The 16,884-nt window shown below is 34.9% G+C and carries 20 protein-coding genes and 2 pseudogenes; 4 read left to right on the top strand and 18 right to left on the bottom strand.

What is annotated here, in order from left to right:
* Window positions 1-216: 216 nt before the first annotated feature.
* The 5 genes and pseudogenes from BAQ48_RS01375 to BAQ48_RS01390 all read right to left on the bottom strand — a co-directional run.
* A pseudogene (locus tag BAQ48_RS01375) lies at window positions 217-741 on the bottom strand (DJ-1/PfpI family protein); the annotation flags it as partial.
* 125 nt (window positions 742-866) lie between these two features.
* On the bottom strand, window positions 867-1,043 hold the full coding sequence (locus BAQ48_RS28155; protein WP_415783921.1) for a hypothetical protein: 177 nt from the start codon (window positions 1,041-1,043) through the stop codon (window positions 867-869).
* Window positions 1,040-1,774, bottom strand: coding sequence for an oxygen-insensitive NADPH nitroreductase (nfsA, locus tag BAQ48_RS01380; RefSeq protein ID WP_071709718.1), 735 nt, complete (start codon window positions 1,772-1,774; stop codon window positions 1,040-1,042). The genes BAQ48_RS28155 and nfsA overlap by 4 nt, the downstream gene beginning before the upstream one ends.
* A gap of 180 nt (window positions 1,775-1,954) precedes the next feature.
* Window positions 1,955-2,272, bottom strand: coding sequence for a magnetosome magnetite crystal formation protein family (locus BAQ48_RS01385; protein WP_000678050.1), 318 nt, complete (start codon window positions 2,270-2,272; stop codon window positions 1,955-1,957).
* 145 nt (window positions 2,273-2,417) lie between these two features.
* Window positions 2,418-2,996 carry a YdcF family protein gene (locus BAQ48_RS01390; protein ID WP_071709719.1) on the bottom strand — a complete coding sequence of 193 codons (579 nt, stop codon included), beginning with the start codon at window positions 2,994-2,996 and terminating at the stop codon, window positions 2,418-2,420.
* Window positions 2,997-3,156: 160 nt separating this feature from the next.
* On the opposite strand from BAQ48_RS01390, the gene BAQ48_RS01395 reads away from it, so the two are divergent.
* On the top strand, window positions 3,157-3,822 hold the full coding sequence (locus BAQ48_RS01395) for a DUF421 domain-containing protein (protein ID WP_071709720.1): 666 nt from the start codon (window positions 3,157-3,159) through the stop codon (window positions 3,820-3,822).
* A gap of 35 nt (window positions 3,823-3,857) precedes the next feature.
* On the opposite strand, the gene BAQ48_RS01400 is transcribed toward BAQ48_RS01395, so the two are convergent.
* Both BAQ48_RS01400 and BAQ48_RS01405 read right to left on the bottom strand, forming a co-directional pair.
* Window positions 3,858-5,213, bottom strand: a complete 1,356-nt coding sequence (locus BAQ48_RS01400) for an MATE family efflux transporter (protein WP_071709721.1) — start codon at window positions 5,211-5,213, stop codon at window positions 3,858-3,860.
* 137 nt (window positions 5,214-5,350) lie between these two features.
* Window positions 5,351-6,181: a MerR family transcriptional regulator gene (locus tag BAQ48_RS01405; RefSeq protein WP_071709722.1), complete on the bottom strand. Its 831-nt coding sequence runs from the start codon at window positions 6,179-6,181 to the stop codon at window positions 5,351-5,353.
* A 268-nt stretch (window positions 6,182-6,449) separates the two neighbouring features.
* On the opposite strand from BAQ48_RS01405, the gene BAQ48_RS01410 reads away from it, so the two are divergent.
* A complete protein-coding gene (locus tag BAQ48_RS01410; RefSeq protein WP_000393907.1) occupies window positions 6,450-7,613 on the top strand; it encodes a cation:proton antiporter in 1,164 nt (387 codons plus the stop codon).
* An 87-nt stretch (window positions 7,614-7,700) separates the two neighbouring features.
* Here BAQ48_RS01410 and BAQ48_RS28530 read toward each other — a convergent pair.
* The 8 genes and pseudogenes from BAQ48_RS28530 to BAQ48_RS01455 form a co-directional block, all read right to left on the bottom strand.
* Window positions 7,701-8,110, bottom strand: a pseudogene (locus BAQ48_RS28530) (DUF3986 family protein).
* 90 nt (window positions 8,111-8,200) lie between these two features.
* Window positions 8,201-9,550: an aspartate aminotransferase family protein gene (locus BAQ48_RS01425; RefSeq protein WP_116758448.1), complete on the bottom strand. Its 1,350-nt coding sequence runs from the start codon at window positions 9,548-9,550 to the stop codon at window positions 8,201-8,203.
* Window positions 9,551-9,740: 190 nt separating this feature from the next.
* Window positions 9,741-11,291 carry a solute symporter family protein gene (locus tag BAQ48_RS01430; protein WP_071709724.1) on the bottom strand — a complete coding sequence of 517 codons (1,551 nt, stop codon included), beginning with the start codon at window positions 11,289-11,291 and terminating at the stop codon, window positions 9,741-9,743.
* 2 nt (window positions 11,292-11,293) lie between these two features.
* Window positions 11,294-11,635 carry a DUF485 domain-containing protein gene (locus BAQ48_RS01435; RefSeq protein WP_000817370.1) on the bottom strand — a complete coding sequence of 114 codons (342 nt, stop codon included), beginning with the start codon at window positions 11,633-11,635 and terminating at the stop codon, window positions 11,294-11,296.
* 400 nt (window positions 11,636-12,035) lie between these two features.
* Entirely contained in the window at window positions 12,036-12,665 is a 630-nt protein-coding gene (locus BAQ48_RS01440; RefSeq protein WP_071709725.1) for a sterol desaturase family protein, read from the bottom strand.
* Between the two features lie 79 nt (window positions 12,666-12,744).
* On the bottom strand, window positions 12,745-13,038 hold the full coding sequence (locus BAQ48_RS01445; protein WP_000286378.1) for a hypothetical protein: 294 nt from the start codon (window positions 13,036-13,038) through the stop codon (window positions 12,745-12,747).
* A 19-nt stretch (window positions 13,039-13,057) separates the two neighbouring features.
* Window positions 13,058-13,690 carry a LysE family transporter gene (locus BAQ48_RS01450; protein WP_071709738.1) on the bottom strand — a complete coding sequence of 211 codons (633 nt, stop codon included), beginning with the start codon at window positions 13,688-13,690 and terminating at the stop codon, window positions 13,058-13,060.
* A 138-nt stretch (window positions 13,691-13,828) separates the two neighbouring features.
* Entirely contained in the window at window positions 13,829-14,557 is a 729-nt protein-coding gene (locus tag BAQ48_RS01455) for a YqcI/YcgG family protein (RefSeq protein WP_071709726.1), read from the bottom strand.
* Between the two features lie 264 nt (window positions 14,558-14,821).
* On the opposite strand from BAQ48_RS01455, the gene cspB reads away from it, so the two are divergent.
* The gene (gene cspB / locus BAQ48_RS01460; protein ID WP_001161725.1) at window positions 14,822-15,019 is read left to right on the top strand and encodes a cold shock-like protein CspB; all 198 of its coding nucleotides are present in this window, start codon (window positions 14,822-14,824) and stop codon (window positions 15,017-15,019) included.
* Between the two features lie 119 nt (window positions 15,020-15,138).
* Entirely contained in the window at window positions 15,139-15,387 is a 249-nt protein-coding gene (locus BAQ48_RS01465; protein ID WP_000534394.1) for a DUF2564 family protein, read from the top strand.
* 33 nt (window positions 15,388-15,420) lie between these two features.
* On the opposite strand, the gene BAQ48_RS01470 is transcribed toward BAQ48_RS01465, so the two are convergent.
* From BAQ48_RS01470 to BAQ48_RS01480, 3 genes are all read right to left on the bottom strand, one after another.
* Window positions 15,421-15,597 carry a zinc-finger domain-containing protein gene (locus tag BAQ48_RS01470; RefSeq protein WP_071709727.1) on the bottom strand — a complete coding sequence of 59 codons (177 nt, stop codon included), beginning with the start codon at window positions 15,595-15,597 and terminating at the stop codon, window positions 15,421-15,423.
* A gap of 12 nt (window positions 15,598-15,609) precedes the next feature.
* Entirely contained in the window at window positions 15,610-16,269 is a 660-nt protein-coding gene (locus tag BAQ48_RS01475) for a ribonuclease H family protein (RefSeq protein WP_071709728.1), read from the bottom strand.
* Between the two features lie 127 nt (window positions 16,270-16,396).
* Window positions 16,397-16,882, bottom strand: coding sequence for a QueT transporter family protein (locus tag BAQ48_RS01480; RefSeq protein ID WP_001026469.1), 486 nt, complete (start codon window positions 16,880-16,882; stop codon window positions 16,397-16,399).
* Window positions 16,883-16,884 lie beyond the last annotated feature (2 nt).

The following is a 16,884-nucleotide window of genomic DNA, read 5'->3' on the forward strand; positions in this document are numbered from 1 at the left end:
AGCTCGCTAATGTGTTAACTCCCCTGACGTTAATCGTCCGTTAGGTCGAAACGTTAGAAACCCCCACTTCAAACTTCGCTAAGTGGGGGAGTGTTCATCACTTTTGTAAAAATTTATTAATTTTTATTTCTATGTATATGATAACAAATAAAATACCTAAGTTCAGAAAGTGGTATCTACAATCTGAACTTAGGTATTAACAATTAAATTATTCACTTATACTAACGTTTCATCACAAAGCTCTGTTACATTTTTAAAGTATTGCAAGTTCTCCTTCGCTTCAGCTTCATTAAATAAATTGAGTTGATTCATTATTTCAGTAGCAAATTCAACATAAGCAGACCCTACCGCTGTTATTATTTTTCCATCAACAGTTACATCTTTATTTTGTTTATATTCCCATTCATGTAAATGCGCTAAGTGTTTTTCATCTGATGTTAATGATGTTGAAAATTTCTTCTTATTAAGTACTCCTGCTGCATGTAGTAAAGATGTTCCTGCACAAATACCCGCTATCCATTTATTTTGCTTATGTAATCCGTTCACGATAGATAACAATTGTTCATTTTCTAAATGATCAAAAATATGTCCTCCTGGTACAATAAACACTTCATAGTCCACTATTTCAATATGCTCGATAGAGACATGTGGTTGACACAAAAAACCACCTTCTCCTGTAACTGTTTTTCCATCTACAGTTGCTGTTACTATTTCAAATTCCTTACTTATCAAAAATAAAGTGAAACTTTAATCAGTGGGGGTTTTCTTCATCCCCCACTGATTATTAGTTGAACCAATCGGACTTTTATGGGCAGTTGATCCCCCACCTGACTTCTTTGCTTTCGCTGAATTTTGAGGTGGGGGTCTTACTGCCCATTAAAGCGGGATAAACTCGCTATATTCACTTCAAATTCTGCAAATCCATCAAATAAAAAGATTAAAGCTTTTTTCATATTATCCCCTCCCCCTATATTTATTCGAAGACAATCATATTTCTCCTCCCAAAAAGGCGGACCTGCATGCAAGTCCGCCTTTTTACTCATTTCTTATTAAGTCCTTTTTCACTTAAAAATTCTTTCATATGCATTCTTTTTTCTTTAGACATAAACGAACTCATTGATTCCGTCCATGTTATGTTTTTTTGATTTGATGATCTTTCTTTGTAATAGGCACTCATCGTTTCATCGTATTCGCTTAATAATTCATCATATTTCTTTTCATCATATCCATTTTCATGAAGAATTGCCGCTACTGGTAAACGTGGTTTCACTCCATGTTCTTCATTTGGCACGCCAACTGTCATTCCGAATACAGGATATACTTTATCCGGCAAATGCAGCAATTCACTCACTTCCCTCGGGTTATTACGAATACCACCAATATAACAAATACCATATCCTAACGATTCTGCTGCTAATGCTAAGTTTTGCGCAAAAAGTGAAGCATCTACCGTCGCAACGATAAAATCTTCCACCCCTTCATGCTTTATCTCTGTACCATGCTTTTCACAAGCCATTTCAAGTCGCTTTAAGTCTGCACAACAAACAAAAAATGCTGCACAATCTTTCACGTGACGATTTCCGGATAGTTCTGCTAGTTTAGCCTTTAGGTCTTGATCGGTTACATATATAACAGAATACGCCTGTACAAAATGCGAGGAAGCAGCATGCTGCGCAGCTTGAACCATTCTTTCTACTACATCTTTCGGAATTGATTCTTCTTTATATTTACGAACTGAAACGTGTTGCTCCATTTTATGTATGATCTCATTCATGAAAAACACTCCTTTTTTCTCTTCATAATGAAAAATTAACATATCTTTTTCAATATTCACAACTTATAAGCACAAAAAGAGCAATTCTTTTTGAATTGCTCTTTTTTAAAACACCTATTAGTACGGTAAATGAAATTATACCGACTTACCGACAAATAACGACAGATTTACATCAATTTATTACGCTGCTTTCAAAACTTTAATACCTTTTACGATATTCCAAATGAAATAGTAAATTCCTACAAGAATGAATACTGCATATGTGATAGCCATCCCAATTCCCGCGCCATCAGATTGATCGAAGCCTAAACCGTATACGCCTGATACTGCTAATCCAGCAAATAAGATTGCGTACGGAAAAACATGTGACCAAAATGCTTTTTTCGCGTGATATTTCACTTCATCTTCCGCAACGAAGTACACGATAATTGGTAGTAAAAATGGTGCAAAAAAGATACTAAAGTAACAGAGTGAAGATAATATATTATTTCCTTTCATCCGATTCACCTCTAAATAGTTTTTGTTATCTTCATTATGTCAGGAATCTACTCCAGAAACTATCGCTTTACCTTTCATGAACATGACATATTTGTAAGATTTCCCTCAAAAAACCCCGCCTGGAATGCTGGCGGGATCACTTTCACTATATTCGATTCATAAACCAATATTGCGTAATCGCTAAATATTCTCGTACATTTGATGAAATGATAATGGGCTTCGGTGTCTTGGCCGGCAGACCTTCTAACTGCAAACCTTGCTTTGCTGCTATTTTTTTCGCCCTAAACATATGGAAATCGTTCGTTACGATCATACCTTTTTTCATATTGGCTGGAATTAACGGTTTTGAGAATGTAATATTCTCATCTGTACTCGTTGATTTATCCTCCATTATAATACGCTCTTCTGCAATATTTTGTTTCATTAATCCTTGTTTCATCGCTAATGCTTCTGAAATATCTTCACCTTTTCCTTGTCCGCCAGATACGATAGCGATTGTTTTCTCATGTGATTTTAAATATTCAGCTGCTTTATCAATACGATATTGTAATGAGTACGATGGTTTCGTCCCATTTACTTTCGAGCCTAATACAATGATATAATCAGCATCGTCAGTGGCATTCATATGCCCATGCTTATAAATGTTATATTGTAAAAAACCCGCGTACACGGCGCAAACCGTTATAATTGCTATAATATACTTAATTATTTTCTTCTTTCTCATATCCATATACTCCTATGTTCTTTGCTTCTTTCATCATAATATCCATTTATTCGTTTGTATACAGACAAATTCCAACTAACCCTTATTTATCCTCTAAAAGGTAATATTTCTATTATTTTCGGGAATAGTAAGTACAACTTCGCACGAAGGAGTGTCCCTATTGCTTCTCTTTTTATGTAACGTATCATTCTTTTTTATTTTATTTTTACTATCGCTTAAGCTACTCGGTAAATCCGCATTAGCACAACTAACTCCTCATGATTTTGGTGCTATTATCTTTTTATCTTATTTAGCTTTTCAAGCCATACCAGTCTCTGGTGCTTTGCAAGCCTTTCTCGGTATGGTTGTTATTACTTGTTTACATTTGCTCCTTACAAAATTAAGCCTATTCAACAAACTAAATCGTTTCATTCTCGGACACCCCATTATTTTAATTAAACATGGTGATATTATTTTTGAGAACTTGCAAAAAAGTAGATATCCAATTGCTGAACTACTTTCTAACCTTCGCGTCGCAGGGTACCCAAGTGTTCATGAAATTGAATATGCAATTTTAGAAGCGAATGGAGCGATTAGTATTTTACCAAAGAGGGAGCTTGTACCATTAACCCCGAAAGATTTAAACATTGATGTTACATATGCTGGGTTACCAATCGCCCTTATCGTTGATTCACAAATTCAATACGATAACTTAAAATTAATTCATAAAGACGAAAAGTGGTTATATAAAGAATTAAAAGAAAAAGGAATTACAACTATTAAAAACGTTGCTTTTGCGTCTGTTCAAGAAACGGATGGATCTTTTGCGATTAGTTTGAAAGAATAAAAAATCCCCTTAATTGCTTAAGGGGATTTTCTTCATTATATTGCTTCTTTCTCACCTGCCATATTTAATGGAACAGGATGTTTCATACGATTCATCGTAAATACGATAATCGCTGTCATTACTTCAGCAACTGGCATAACGAGCCAAATTCCATTTATACCAAATAATTTCGGCATAATCCATAACAATGGGATAATAAATAGTAATCCACGGCTCATTATAATAAGCACTGATTTTGTCGTTTGTCGCACTGATTGGAAGTACTCTCCATACACAATGTTATAACCTAAAAATACATATTGGATAAAGAATAAGCTAATACCTGTTAAGGTTAACTCCAATAATTCTGGAGATTGAACATCAAATAAACCAATGATATATTTCCCGAAGAATAATCCGACAATTATCGCAACGCCTCCGAGGACAACTGCAATTTTCACAGCAAACTTCAATCCTTCACGAAGTCTCTCTGATAAATTTGCCCCGTAATGGAAACTAGCAATTGGTTGCAATGCAGCACCGACACCGAAGAATAATAGTAATGTCATCGCGTGAATACTGTTCACCATTGCATAGGAAGCAACTCCTACTTCTCCTGCATATTGAACGAATGCGATATTAAAACCAATCGTTACGATTGCCACTGTACTTTCTGCTGTAAAGCTCGGGAAACCTATTATCATAATTTGTTTAACTGTACTCCACTCAAAATGGAATTTCGTCCATTTTAAAATACTACTTTTTCTAAAGAAGTGCGTTAATAATACAAGGAAACCAATCGCCGCTGAAAGAATAGTCGCTGAAGCAGCACCAGTTACACCCCATCCAAAGATGAAAATAAAGATATAGTCAAACACTATATTTAATACAGCCGTTACAACTAAACCTGCCATTGCTAAATTAGGATTTCCATCGTTACGTATAAATGTACTTAAAATATTTTCTAAAACGTATATCATTCCAAATGTTAATAACACATGTAAATAGTCTAACGCATACGGTAAAATCACTTCATTTGCACCGAATACGTATGCTAAATCTTCTATTCTCCATAAGCAAATCGCCGCTAAAACACCTACGATAATTACTGCTACTGTCATGGATTGCGTAAAAATAGACCTTGCTTTTTCTATTTTATTTTCACCTAGTGCAATGGAATATAGCGTTGCCCCGCCCATTCCAATCCATAATGAAATAGAGAAGAAAATTGAAAACGCTGGAATAGCTACGTTTACTCCTGCTAATCCGTTTGCCCCAACCCCTCTACTAATCATAATCGCATCAATTACAACATTCACTGACATTAATACCATTCCAAGAACAGCTGGTATTAAATATGAAATAAATAAACTTTTAATTGGTTTTTCTCTTAATTTTTCTGTTGCTTCCATACTATTATGCTCCTTTTTCAACGCTCTGTTCACAGTTTAAACCTTCAAGTAACTTGAAGGTCAAGAGAGAATTAAAAAAATAGGAAATTTAATTATCAGAATTGATGCAGGTTTGTAATTAATAAAAGTCCTACACTCTATTTTTTCATTACTGGAATTTGAATTTCTGTTACTTGCTCCTCTGGATTTTCTGTTACAGACCAATCAATTAATCCAATCTCAATCGAATCTCCACTTATTTCGTATCCTTCTTGATCAATGTATTCCATTAATTTCTTATATGTTTCACCTGTTTCTTCATATGATCCATGATGATAAGCGCACGCAAACATACCTTCTTTAATTTCATCTGAACTATGTACTTGAAAAGGCATGTAATCCAAAAGAATAAAAACACTGCTATATGCTTGAAACTCATTTTGCATTAATCCCTTTTTGGCAACTGTTACACCGATATCTCCAGAAAATAAACTATCATCCATTTGTCTCATATTTTTTTGCAACGAATGGATATAGTACTCAAACATATCATCTGTCGTATTCGGGGCAACCGCAATTGCTGTAATTTTTCGCTGAGGGATCTTTTTAATTATCATTCGGTCAGCTTTTGCTTTTGTTGCTTCCTTAATTAAATGAATTCTATGTTCCATTTTCGCCAAAGCATACTCAATTTCTCTTTGTTTTTTTAACATCAGTTCTTGTTGTTTTTCCAGTAAATTGAGTGCATATGCTGGATTTCTTTCATCAATATATTTCTTAATTTCCTTTAATGGAATATTTAATTGGCGTAAAAACTTAATCGTATCTAATAGTGAAAATTGATCGATTGTATAATAGCGATAATTCGTTTGCGGGTCTACAATAGACGGATGAAAAATTCCTTTTTCATCATAATAGCGTAAAGTCGATTCCGCTATATTATGCATTTTTGCCATTTCTCCAATTGTAAAACGTTTATTTAATAACATATTCCCTTCTCCAATTCATTAATAGCGTAGTCTTATTTCTTCTTATTATATATTGATTCCCTCCATACCTAAATCGAATCCCATTATGAAAATCTGCTATTTTTTCATTGATTTTTAATAAATTTTATTATATATTAATTACAGGTTCAAATTACGAGTTCAAAAGAACTTGTAATAAGACCCTTTGTTTAATGGGTTTTACATATTTTCATTAGGCAAATTCCGAGAAATCGTATGATAAAAATAAAAATGATGAGGAGAGGATCCGATGGAATTCGAATTTTTCTTTCAAATTGCACTTATTTTATTAAGTACAAAGCTTGCTGGTGATCTTAGTGTTAGATTAGGTCAACCTTCTGTACTAGGTAAATTAATTGTCGGTATCGTTATCGGTCCAGCTGTATTAGGTTGGATTGAAAATTCAGAGCTTCTAACACAATTAAGTAATGTCGGTGTTATTCTTTTAATGTTTATGGCAGGACTTGAAACAGACTTAGAAGAATTAAACGCAAATCGTAATTCTTCTTTAGCTGTTGCACTTGGAGGTATCGTTCTTCCGTTCGTAGGTGGCTACGTTTCTGGTCTTGTTATGGGAATGGAACAAGGAAATGCTGTCTTCTTAGGATTACTTCTATGTGCGACAAGTGTTAGTATTTCTGTTCAAACACTTCGCGATTTAGGGAAGATGAAAACACGTGAAAGTACTACTATGCTTGGTGCTGCTGTATTTGATGACATTCTTGTCGTTATTTTATTAGCATTTGCAATGAGCTTCTTAGGTACAGACGATGTTAACTTAACAATGGTTATCTTGAAGAAAGTTGTATTCTTCGCTTCTATTATTTTAATCGGATGGAAAGGTGTTCCTGCGATTATGCGCTGGTTATCACCATTACGCGTATCTGAGTCTATCGTGAGCGCGGCTCTTATCATCTGTTTCTCATTCGCATATTTCGGCGAACTATTAGGAATTGCTGGTATTATCGGTGCTTTCGCAGCTGGTATCGCTATTTCTCAAACGAACTACAAACATGAAGTAGAAAAGAAAGTTGAACCAATCGCTTACGCTATGTTCGTTCCAGTATTCTTCGTAAGTATCGGTATGAATATTACATTTGATGGTATCGGCAACCAAATTTGGTTCATCCTAGCATTAACAGTAATCGCTGTACTAACGAAACTAATCGGTTGTGGATTCGGTGCACGAATGACTGGATTTGACGCTAAGTCTTCTGCAATTATCGGTGCCGGAATGGTTTCTCGTGGTGAAGTTGCACTTATCATCGCAGGAACAGGACTCTCTTCAGGTCTACTAGCACAAGATTACTTTACAGCTATAGTTATTGTCGTTATTTTAACAACGATGATTACACCACCGATGTTAAAATACACTTTTGGTGCAAAAGATAAAGCAATGAAAGCAAGTAAATAAGTTTACTATAATAAATAAAAGGAGATTACTATCTTATAAGATAGTAATCTCCTTTTTGTTATCTCTTTAAACAATCTCGTTCTTTTTTTACCAGTTTTCAAAAGTAGTTCGCGCTTCTTCATCATCGATATCATCACGAAATGAATATACTTTAATTCCATAATCATCGATATATTCACCTAACTTCATTTCCTCCACTTTCTTATAAAGTGAAACTTTAATCAGTGGGGGTTTTCTTCATCCCCCACTGATTATTAGTTGAACCAATCGGACTTTTATGGGCAGTTGATCCCCCACCTAACTTCTTTGCTTCCGCTGAATTTTTGGGTGGGGGTCTTACTGCCCATTAAAGCGGGATAAAAATTCCCTGCCTCATAGTGCGGAATATAAGCATCCCAAACTGGTTCATTTATTCTTTTGTATGCCGTCACTTCTAAATCATGTCCATCTTCATAATATCCAATGTGATAATGTTGACTAAGATCATATTTCTCCATTAATATCCCCTCCCTAAAGAAACTACAATATTTCACGTAATAAACAAAAGCGAGCCTTATATTACAGCTCGCTTTTGTTCTTTTATTTTATTAAATACGTTCCATCGCCGTCTTCAACGTTCCAACAACGAAAGCAATTTCTTCACTTGAAATAACAAGTGGTGGTGCTAATGTTAAGACATTATTATATCCTGCTGTTGTCATGCCGTTTCTTCCTATAATTAAACCTTTTTCTTTACAAGCATTTACAACACTTGCAATTTTGTCGTTATCAATTGGCTCTTTCGTCTCTTTATCATTTACTAGTTCGATTCCAACTAACAGACCTTTTCCTCTAATATTTCCAACTAACGGATGTTCCCCGATTTCTTCTTTTAATTGCTCTAATAAAAGAGAACCCATTTGTGCAGAGCGCTCAATTAAATTTTCATTTTCCATAATCTCTAAGTTTTTAAGAGCTAATGCACAAGCTGCTGGATTTCCACCAAATGTATTAATATGACGGAAGAATTCATATTCTCCCTTCCCTTTAAATGCTTCATATATTTCTTTTTTCACAGCTGTCGCTGATAATGGTAAATATGCGCTCGTAATCCCTTTTGCCATCGTAATAATATCAGGCTTAACATCATAATTCATAAATCCAAATGCTTTTCCTGTACGTCCAAAACCGCAAATCACCTCATCGCTAATGAGTAATGCACCGTGTTTTTGACACGTTTCATGAACAGCTTTCATATAGTCTTGTGGCGGCATTAAAATGCCCCCTCCTGTAATAATTGGTTCCATAATAAAAGCTGCAATCGTTTCACTTAATTCCCATGTCATAACACGATCTACTTCTTTCACACACTCTACGTCATAAATATTTTGTGATTCGATTTCTGGCATGCGATAACAATCTGGCGGCGTTACATGTAAAAATCCTGAAGCGAATGGCTCATATTGATATCTACGCTGTGCTTGTCCAGTTGCTGCCATCGTTGCCATTGTATTTCCGTGATACCCACGGTAACGTGACATAAATTTATAACGATGCGGTTCACCTTTTTGAGCATAGTATTGTCTTGCTATTTTAAAAGCTGTTTCGTTCGCTTCCGAACCACTATTAGAGAAGAAAATAACATACTCTCCACCAAGCCACTCATTTAATTTTTCTGCAAGCTTTATAGCTGGCTCATGTGATTGTGACATTGGAAAGTATGATAAAGTTTGTAATTGCTTATATGCCGCCTCTGCGAGCTCTTTTCTTCCGTATCCACTATTCACACACCAAAGACCACTCATACCATCTAAATATCTTTTTCCTTGTATATCTTCAACCCAGCACCCTTCTGCTTTTGCCCCTACCATTGTACTATTTGGACTAAAGGGACGCATTCCGTGCCAAACATATTGCTCATCTTTTGCTAATAATTCATCAGTTTGTTTCGTTTTCATCATTTCTTCCACCTTCCATAACAACTTATTTTTCACAAAAGCTGCACTGGTGCCATGATGATTTAAATTTCTCCCTGCTATTTTCATTCCACAAAATTAAGACAAAATCCTACTTACAATACAGTAATATTTACAAGAAAATCCCAAAAGAAAAAGGAGCTTTTCTTTTGTATCGAAAAGCCCCTCCTTTTTAATGTGAAGATGCATCGCTAATACCATGACCAGTATTAGATTTTACAAGAATTTCATCAAATTTCGCTGCGTCCTCTTTCTTGCTAGATAAAACAGTTCCTAAATAGGCTGCAAGAAAACCGAGCGGAATCGAAATAATTCCAGGTGTCGTATATGGGAATATCGCTTCTCCAACAAATATAGCTTTTCCAGCTACAGGGTTCCATACGTTTGGACTTAACGCTACGAGAACTATTGCTGATACAAGACCTACGATCATACCAGAGATCGCACCGGTCGTATTAAAGCGTTTCCAATATATTGTAAACAATATAACTGGTAAGTTTGCACTCGCTGCAACTGCAAATGCTAATGAAACTAAAAATGCTACGTTCAATGTTTGAGCAAATAACGCTAGTATAATAGATAATACCGCTACTCCAATAGATGCATAACGAGCCATTGATACTTGCTCTTTTTCAGTTGATTTTCCTTTACGAATAATCTCATTATAAAAATCATGTGCAAAAGCGGATGCCGCTGTTAATACAAGTCCTGCTACTACAGCTAAAATCGTTGCAAAGGCAATAGCTGATACGAAAGCAAATAAGAAATCTCCGCCTAACGCTTTAGCTAATAAAGGTGCTGCCATATTACCAGCTGGATTTGCTTTAATAATTGCCTCATTCCCTACAAACGCCGCTGCTCCAAATCCTAAGAAAATCGTCATAATATAAAACGCGCCAATTAACCATGTCGCATATACAACAGATTGACGTGCCGTTTTTGCATCACGTACTGTAAAAAAGCGGACAAGGATATGTGGTAATCCTGCTGTACCGAGAACTAGTCCCAAATTTAAAGAAAGCGTATCAAGGCCATCTTTATACTTTACACCTGGATTTAAAAACGACTCTTTTAACGGAGTAGCTGTTTTCATTTGAGCGAACATTTCAGTCACGCTAAAATTAAATTTTGAGAAAACGATAACAGAAATAATAAATGTTCCAGCCATAAGTAGTACAGCCTTAACAATTTGTACCCAGCTCGTAGCTGTCATGCCGCCAAAAATAACATATACAGTCATAAGTGTACCAACGATTAATACAGATGTTGTATATTCGATTCCTAATAATAATTTAATAAGTGCACCCGCACCAACTAATTGGGCAATCATATAAAAAATCGAAATCGTCATCGTATTAAGCGCTGCAACTCCGCGAACTTTTTTCGCATCAAAACGTGCTGCAATCATATCCGCCAATGTGTACTTCCCTAAATTTCTAAGTGGCTCTGCAACGAGATATAGAACAACTAAATAAGCAACTAAAAAGCCGATACTATAAAAGAAACCGTCAAATCCAGTTAACGCTATTGCTCCAGCAATACCGAGAAATGAAGCAGCAGACATGTAATCTCCGGCAATAGCCAGGCCATTTTGCCAACCCGTCAATCCCCCTCCAGCTGTGTAAAACTCACTCGCATTTTTCGTTTTTTTCGATGCAAAATAAGTTATGACTAGTGTACCAAGGACAATAATTAAAAACAGTGCAAACGCTGTCGTATTCAAGTTCAGCCCCTCCCCTTTTTCATGTCTTGCAGAATGTTTTGCGAAATTTTATCAAAGGATTCAGCTTTTTTACTATAAATCATACATAATGACCACGTCATAATAAATTGTGCAAAAGCAAACACCCACGCCCACGTCACATCACCAAATGCTGGTGTATTGAGCACTTTTGAATACGACGTTAAAATAGGCAATGCAATAAAAAAACTAAAGAAGAAAATACTCATCGGAACGATAAACTTCTTTTTCGTATTTAATAGCAATTGAAATTCTTCTGACTGAACAACCTCTGTATAATTCACCTCATTTTGCAGCTTACGTGCTGACGTATCATCTCGTTTCATTCTCTAATCCCCTCTCTGTACTTGAAGTACAATTCCCCCTTGCATACACAAAAAACTAAATTTTATAAATATTCAGAAACTTATTTCCATTTTAGACAATCCACACATCCCTGCAAAGATTTTTCGATAGACATTTTTCGGCATTTTCTCCTAAATTTTTAATATACTTTTTCAACATAAAGTGAAACTTTAATCAGTAGGATTTTGTCCATCTCCCATTGATTATTATCCTTCGCCAATCAAGGTGTTACGGGCGGTTATCTCCCGCTTCAATCCCTCGCACTCACCAATTTTTAAGGTAGGAGTCTTCCTACCTAGCAAATAGCGAGATAAAATTTCCATACTTTAATCCATCCCACTCAAACTTTTATCACATTAAAACAAAATAAAAAAGTAGTGCTTATCGCACCACTTCCGTCTTTTTCTCCTTTTCTAAATTACGGGCTGTTTCACTTAATTCCACGTCTTTTCCATCTTTAAGCGTTCCAAATATAAAATCGAACACTGGATTTGAAACACCGAACCAAAATTTTTCATTTTTATAATGATGTAATATATGCTGTTTTTTGAGCCATCTTCCAAACTTAGTGAAGGGACGAATCGGTCTATGTGCAATATAATGTTTCCATTCGTAAACGAGGAGCATAATAATCATTCCGATTCCAAATGAAAGTGTTACAGTAACACTTTTTGTAATACCATATGCTATAAGTAAATAAATAGTAAAGCTAGGTATACTAAACCATACAGGCAAAAATAAAAGTTTTAAATCATCTGGATATACGTGATGGTCATAATGTAATCTTCTTAACATTTTTAATAAAAATGCATTTTTAGGTGGCTTTAAATGGAATAAAAAACGATGTGTCATATATTCGTTAAACGTATAAAAAATAATGCCAAACAGACACGCTAACATACCAATCCATGTGAAAAATTGCATTTTTAAAATAATGATAAAAATAAATAGAATACTATACATAATAACGATATCATGTTGTAAAAAGAACTCTTTCCCCACTCTCTTCATCTTTCTTCCCCCTTTTCCCCAAAAAACAGCCGCAACATATCGTTACGACTATTTCTTTTCTATTCTTATTCTATTCACTTTACAAATTTGCCTGCTGCTCTATTGTCGAGAAAAAATTGTTTGATCCAAATATATTTTGCTTCGGAATAATATGTTCCACTGCAAATACAGTTACTTCGCCCCTTTGTACTTCTCCAATAATGAGTCCAAATAATTCATTATTTACTGCAAACGTCGGTTGCTTCGTTTGGAGTAATCTTGCAGCATTCTGAAAGACTGCCTCATATAATGGATTCCTATCAGTAATTTCTTTTCGGATTTTTGGTGCTAACGTAATAATAATTTCTTTTCCGTCAATAGTGGTTCGATACATAAAAATCTCCCCTTCAATCTTATGTGAACAACTGTAAAGCCTTGTATGCAAAATGGATAGAATATCCTACTAAAATAATACCTGCTCCGGCTGTTATATAGCCAAGTGCTTTTTTCTTTAATAAAGTCCTTCCGAAATGTACGGAAAAAGCAATATTTAAGTTCCACAAAATAATACCAACAATAATGCAAAGACTGTACAAAAAGGCTTCTTGTTTCGTTACCTTTGTAAGTAATGAGCTAAGCGTACTGCCGTATATGCCAAACCAAAAAACAAGATTTAATGGATTGGATATCGCAATTAAAAAACCTGCCATAAAAGATTGCTTAAGGCCACCTACCTCTTCTTTGTTATATTCCATATTCGAGTGGGAAATTCCTTGTTTTACGCTTTGAAATCCTAAATAAAATAACAAGAAAAAACCAATGCAATACATAAATGCTTGTACATATGTATACATAAACACAGAAGATAAACCGAAGTAAATGAGAAACATAAACAAAATATCTGCAGTCATTCCACCAATTCCAACAACCCATGCATGCCAAAACCCTCGTTCAATTCCTCGTTTTAACATTTCAATATTAATCGGACCTACTGGCGCAGCTAATGAAATACCTAATACAATTTGTTGTATAATCGCTCCAAACATCGCTCTATCCTTTCTACTTTCTTTACTATTAAGTAATGATGTAATGATTAAAAATAGACTAGCTTTCATCAAAATATTTACTACTAAAATACCCTTTTTTATCCAAAATATGCAAAAGAGCCATCCAGATGATGGCTCTTACTTTTCTATCTTATGAAGAAAAGGACATTTTCCTTTTATCGGTTCTATATCATCTCCTATGAAGTATTGTTTCCATTCACGATGATCCGGGTCACCATAATGACTAATGTTAGGATGTTTCGGCAGCTGATCCCACTTTTCAACTCGCTCGCGGACCGTTTGTCTCGAATATGCTCCTTTAGGACGATCGCCTTCTAATCCATCAAAAATGGTGCGTGGCTGAAATCCAATAACGAGGGAATTTCCTAAATGTCTCGTTTTTCTCTGTTTATAAGCTGGCGCATTTCCAAACGCGAATATTGGCTCACCACCAAATGAAAATTCCCATAAATAATGGTCTGGGTCTTGTGGAATTTGCCTAGGCCATGTTTGATTATCGTTTTTATGTAAATACTGTAGTACTTTCCAAAAGTATTCACGGTAATATTCCAATGATTGTTCTTCACATTCTGGTTCTACAAAGAGAAAAAAGCCCCTTCTTACAATCGGCCGCTCTTTCATTAACTCCAAAAAAGATAACATTGTATGCGGCAAATGACTCCAATCATTATGAGAAAGAAACGAATAACGAAGTTCATTCTTTTTCAAAGCTGTTAAACCGAAATAACACGGGAAAGTTGGTTCTAGCACAACACTCGAAAAATTTTGAAATTCTTTTGTAACCCAATTCGGTATGTCAGTTCCCGTTTTCATTCCTTCATTATCTAATAAGTAAGACTCCTTCATTCTTTCACCTCATTATGTATAGCATTCAATTAAGACTATTACATACTTGGCCTGTCCTATACCTATTTAAAAATTCGGCTGAAAAAGTTATTTAAAAATACAAAAAAATAAAATCGCTTACTTGACTAAATTCTACCAATTCGTGTATATTTAAATTAATCATTTAGCAGAATATTCAAGATTATAGCATTTTTAGTTTATATTATCTTTTTAAATGAAGTTCACTAAATGAAAAAAGCAAACGTTTTTAGGAGGAATTGTAACATGCAAGGAAAAGTAAAATGGTTTAACAACGAAAAAGGTTTTGGATTTATCGAAATTGAAGGTGCTGACGATGTATTCGTACATTTCTCTGCTATTCAAGGCGACGGCTACAAAGCTTTAGAAGAAGGTCAAGAAGTATCTTTCGACATTACTGAAGGAAACCGTGGACCTCAAGCTGCTAACGTAGTAAAACTTTAATCCAACATATGATAGGAGGCTACCTTACTTGGTAACCTCCTTTGTTATTCCTTTGTATATTTCCGTTTTACAGAGCAAAAACTATGTGAAATGCGCACTATACAAAGGAGGAATTATTAATGGGATCAGAAGTAAATGATTTTGAAGAAGTAAAATTCCGCGTAGAAACAGCACAAAAAATGGTAGGATCAGCAACAATTTCAATGGATCCAGACACATTAGAGCATGCCACTACTGCTGTAGAAGCAGCTCGCTCTCAACTTGAAATTATGAAATCTGTGGCGACAGATTTAGATGAGCCATTTCTAATGAATGAGGAAAAGAAATTAAGCAAGTGTGAGCATCAATTAAACGAAGCAAAGCACTAAAAAAACATCCAGAGAATTTTCTCTGGATGTTTTTTATGACAACTGTTCTCCATACTTTTTCAATGTTTCTCCAACTGTACATTGCCTAATACAAAAGGAATGGGCATAATATTTACTATTTGTCTTTCGATTATGATCTCGCAAAAAGCACCCTTCACAATATGTTTCCAATAAGTCATTTACCTCCGTAATGAGTTGCTTTTTATCCATCTTTGCACCTCTCTATTCGGTTATTTCTTTATGACTATCAATGACCGTTCCTTCTAATGCTTGCGTAGCTAATTGATGTGCTTCTTTATTTTGTTTTCTAGATATTGGCTCACATACAAGTTTTAATTTCATTTGCTTCGCCTTTTGTTCAATTTGGTCTAAATAATGATTTAAATGCTCATCATAGCAAGGCCATTCTCCGGCCAATTGCTGCAGCACCACTTGAGAATCTCCGCGAAGTGTAACTGCTTCATACTTAATCCCTAATTCCTCGAGTATATTCATACCGTATAATAATGATGCATATTCCGCTTCATTATTATCATATATACCTTCCATATATGCATTGCGGCGAATTCGGTAGTTTGTATTTCCTTTTTTATAATACACACATATACCGACTCCAGCTTCTTTCGTCTGTACATCATAACCACCATCAAAATAAACGAGTATTTCTTGAGGTTCTTCCTCCACTTGTTTACTCAGCTTTTTCATTTCCTTTAATGACCATTCTGCATCCATTTCATCGTAAAATGAAATTTCTTTCACTCTTCCTGTTTTCTCGAAGTCCTCTGCAAATTGAAGTACTTCCTCTATGTTCATATAATCTGTTGTTAATTCAGTATGCAAACCACGCTTCGTTTTATACAGCCAATGAATTTTATATTTCATACTAGATTCCCCTTATGTAAGACTTCTTATATATATTTTATTATATTTTATCAACAGTCACAGTATTATATTCACTATAATCACATACAAAAAGAGCTATCCCCTATAGGAACAGCCCTTTCATCTATTACATAAATCTTTCAAATTGTACTCGCTTATTAATCCAGTACATTACAGGCATACCAATTGCCATTACTACGAATTCACCAACTGCACATGTTAACCAAGTCAACATAAATGGTAAATCAAATGCAAGATGAAGTTCGATCGCAATCATAAACATTGTAATCGTAAAGATAACTGTATTAAAAATCATACGAGCCCAAACACCTTTAATAAATCGCATAGAAATAATTGTTGCAACTAATGCAAGAATAGATTGCCCTACTCCAAATACTAAATCGTAAGCGATCATTGGTGAGAAAAAGAGATTCGTTAAAAATACACCTAATACAATTCCGTAAATTGCTTTCTTATTAAATACAACGAGATGATTAAACATCTCTGAAATACGAAACTGTACATTCGTAAAGCCAAATGGCTGAATAAGCATAGAAACAGCAATATATAATGCCGCTAAAATACCATTACCGACTAATGTTCTTATATTCATGA

The organism is Bacillus luti (assembly GCF_001884105.1).
Taxonomy (GTDB): Bacteria; Bacillota; Bacilli; order Bacillales; family Bacillaceae_G; genus Bacillus_A; species Bacillus_A luti.

Coding starts and splice junctions, on each gene's coding strand:
- BAQ48_RS01465 (WP_000534394.1), top strand. CDS start 15,139: ATGGGATCAGAAGTAAATGATTTTGAAGAAGTAAAATTCCGCGTAGAA.
- BAQ48_RS01470 (WP_071709727.1), bottom strand. CDS start 15,597: ATGGATAAAAAGCAACTCATTACGGAGGTAAATGACTTATTGGAAACA.
- BAQ48_RS01480 (WP_001026469.1), bottom strand. CDS start 16,882: ATGAATATAAGAACATTAGTCGGTAATGGTATTTTAGCGGCATTATAT.
- BAQ48_RS01410 (WP_000393907.1), top strand. CDS start 6,450: ATGGAATTCGAATTTTTCTTTCAAATTGCACTTATTTTATTAAGTACA.
- BAQ48_RS01435 (WP_000817370.1), bottom strand. CDS start 11,635: ATGAAACGAGATGATACGTCAGCACGTAAGCTGCAAAATGAGGTGAAT.
- BAQ48_RS01445 (WP_000286378.1), bottom strand. CDS start 13,038: ATGTATCGAACCACTATTGACGGAAAAGAAATTATTATTACGTTAGCA.
- BAQ48_RS01400 (WP_071709721.1), bottom strand. CDS start 5,213: ATGGAAGCAACAGAAAAATTAAGAGAAAAACCAATTAAAAGTTTATTT.
- BAQ48_RS01440 (WP_071709725.1), bottom strand. CDS start 12,665: ATGAAGAGAGTGGGGAAAGAGTTCTTTTTACAACATGATATCGTTATT.
- BAQ48_RS01455 (WP_071709726.1), bottom strand. CDS start 14,557: ATGAAGGAGTCTTACTTATTAGATAATGAAGGAATGAAAACGGGAACT.
- BAQ48_RS01385 (WP_000678050.1), bottom strand. CDS start 2,272: ATGAAAGGAAATAATATATTATCTTCACTCTGTTACTTTAGTATCTTT.
- cspB (WP_001161725.1), top strand. CDS start 14,822: ATGCAAGGAAAAGTAAAATGGTTTAACAACGAAAAAGGTTTTGGATTT.
- BAQ48_RS01405 (WP_071709722.1), bottom strand. CDS start 6,181: ATGTTATTAAATAAACGTTTTACAATTGGAGAAATGGCAAAAATGCAT.
- BAQ48_RS01390 (WP_071709719.1), bottom strand. CDS start 2,996: ATGAGAAAGAAGAAAATAATTAAGTATATTATAGCAATTATAACGGTT.
- BAQ48_RS01425 (WP_116758448.1), bottom strand. CDS start 9,550: ATGAAAACGAAACAAACTGATGAATTATTAGCAAAAGATGAGCAATAT.
- BAQ48_RS01450 (WP_071709738.1), bottom strand. CDS start 13,690: ATGTTTGGAGCGATTATACAACAAATTGTATTAGGTATTTCATTAGCT.
- nfsA (WP_071709718.1), bottom strand. CDS start 1,774: ATGAATGAGATCATACATAAAATGGAGCAACACGTTTCAGTTCGTAAA.
- BAQ48_RS01475 (WP_071709728.1), bottom strand. CDS start 16,269: ATGAAATATAAAATTCATTGGCTGTATAAAACGAAGCGTGGTTTGCAT.
- BAQ48_RS28155 (WP_415783921.1), bottom strand. CDS start 1,043: ATGAGTAAAAAGGCGGACTTGCATGCAGGTCCGCCTTTTTGGGAGGAG.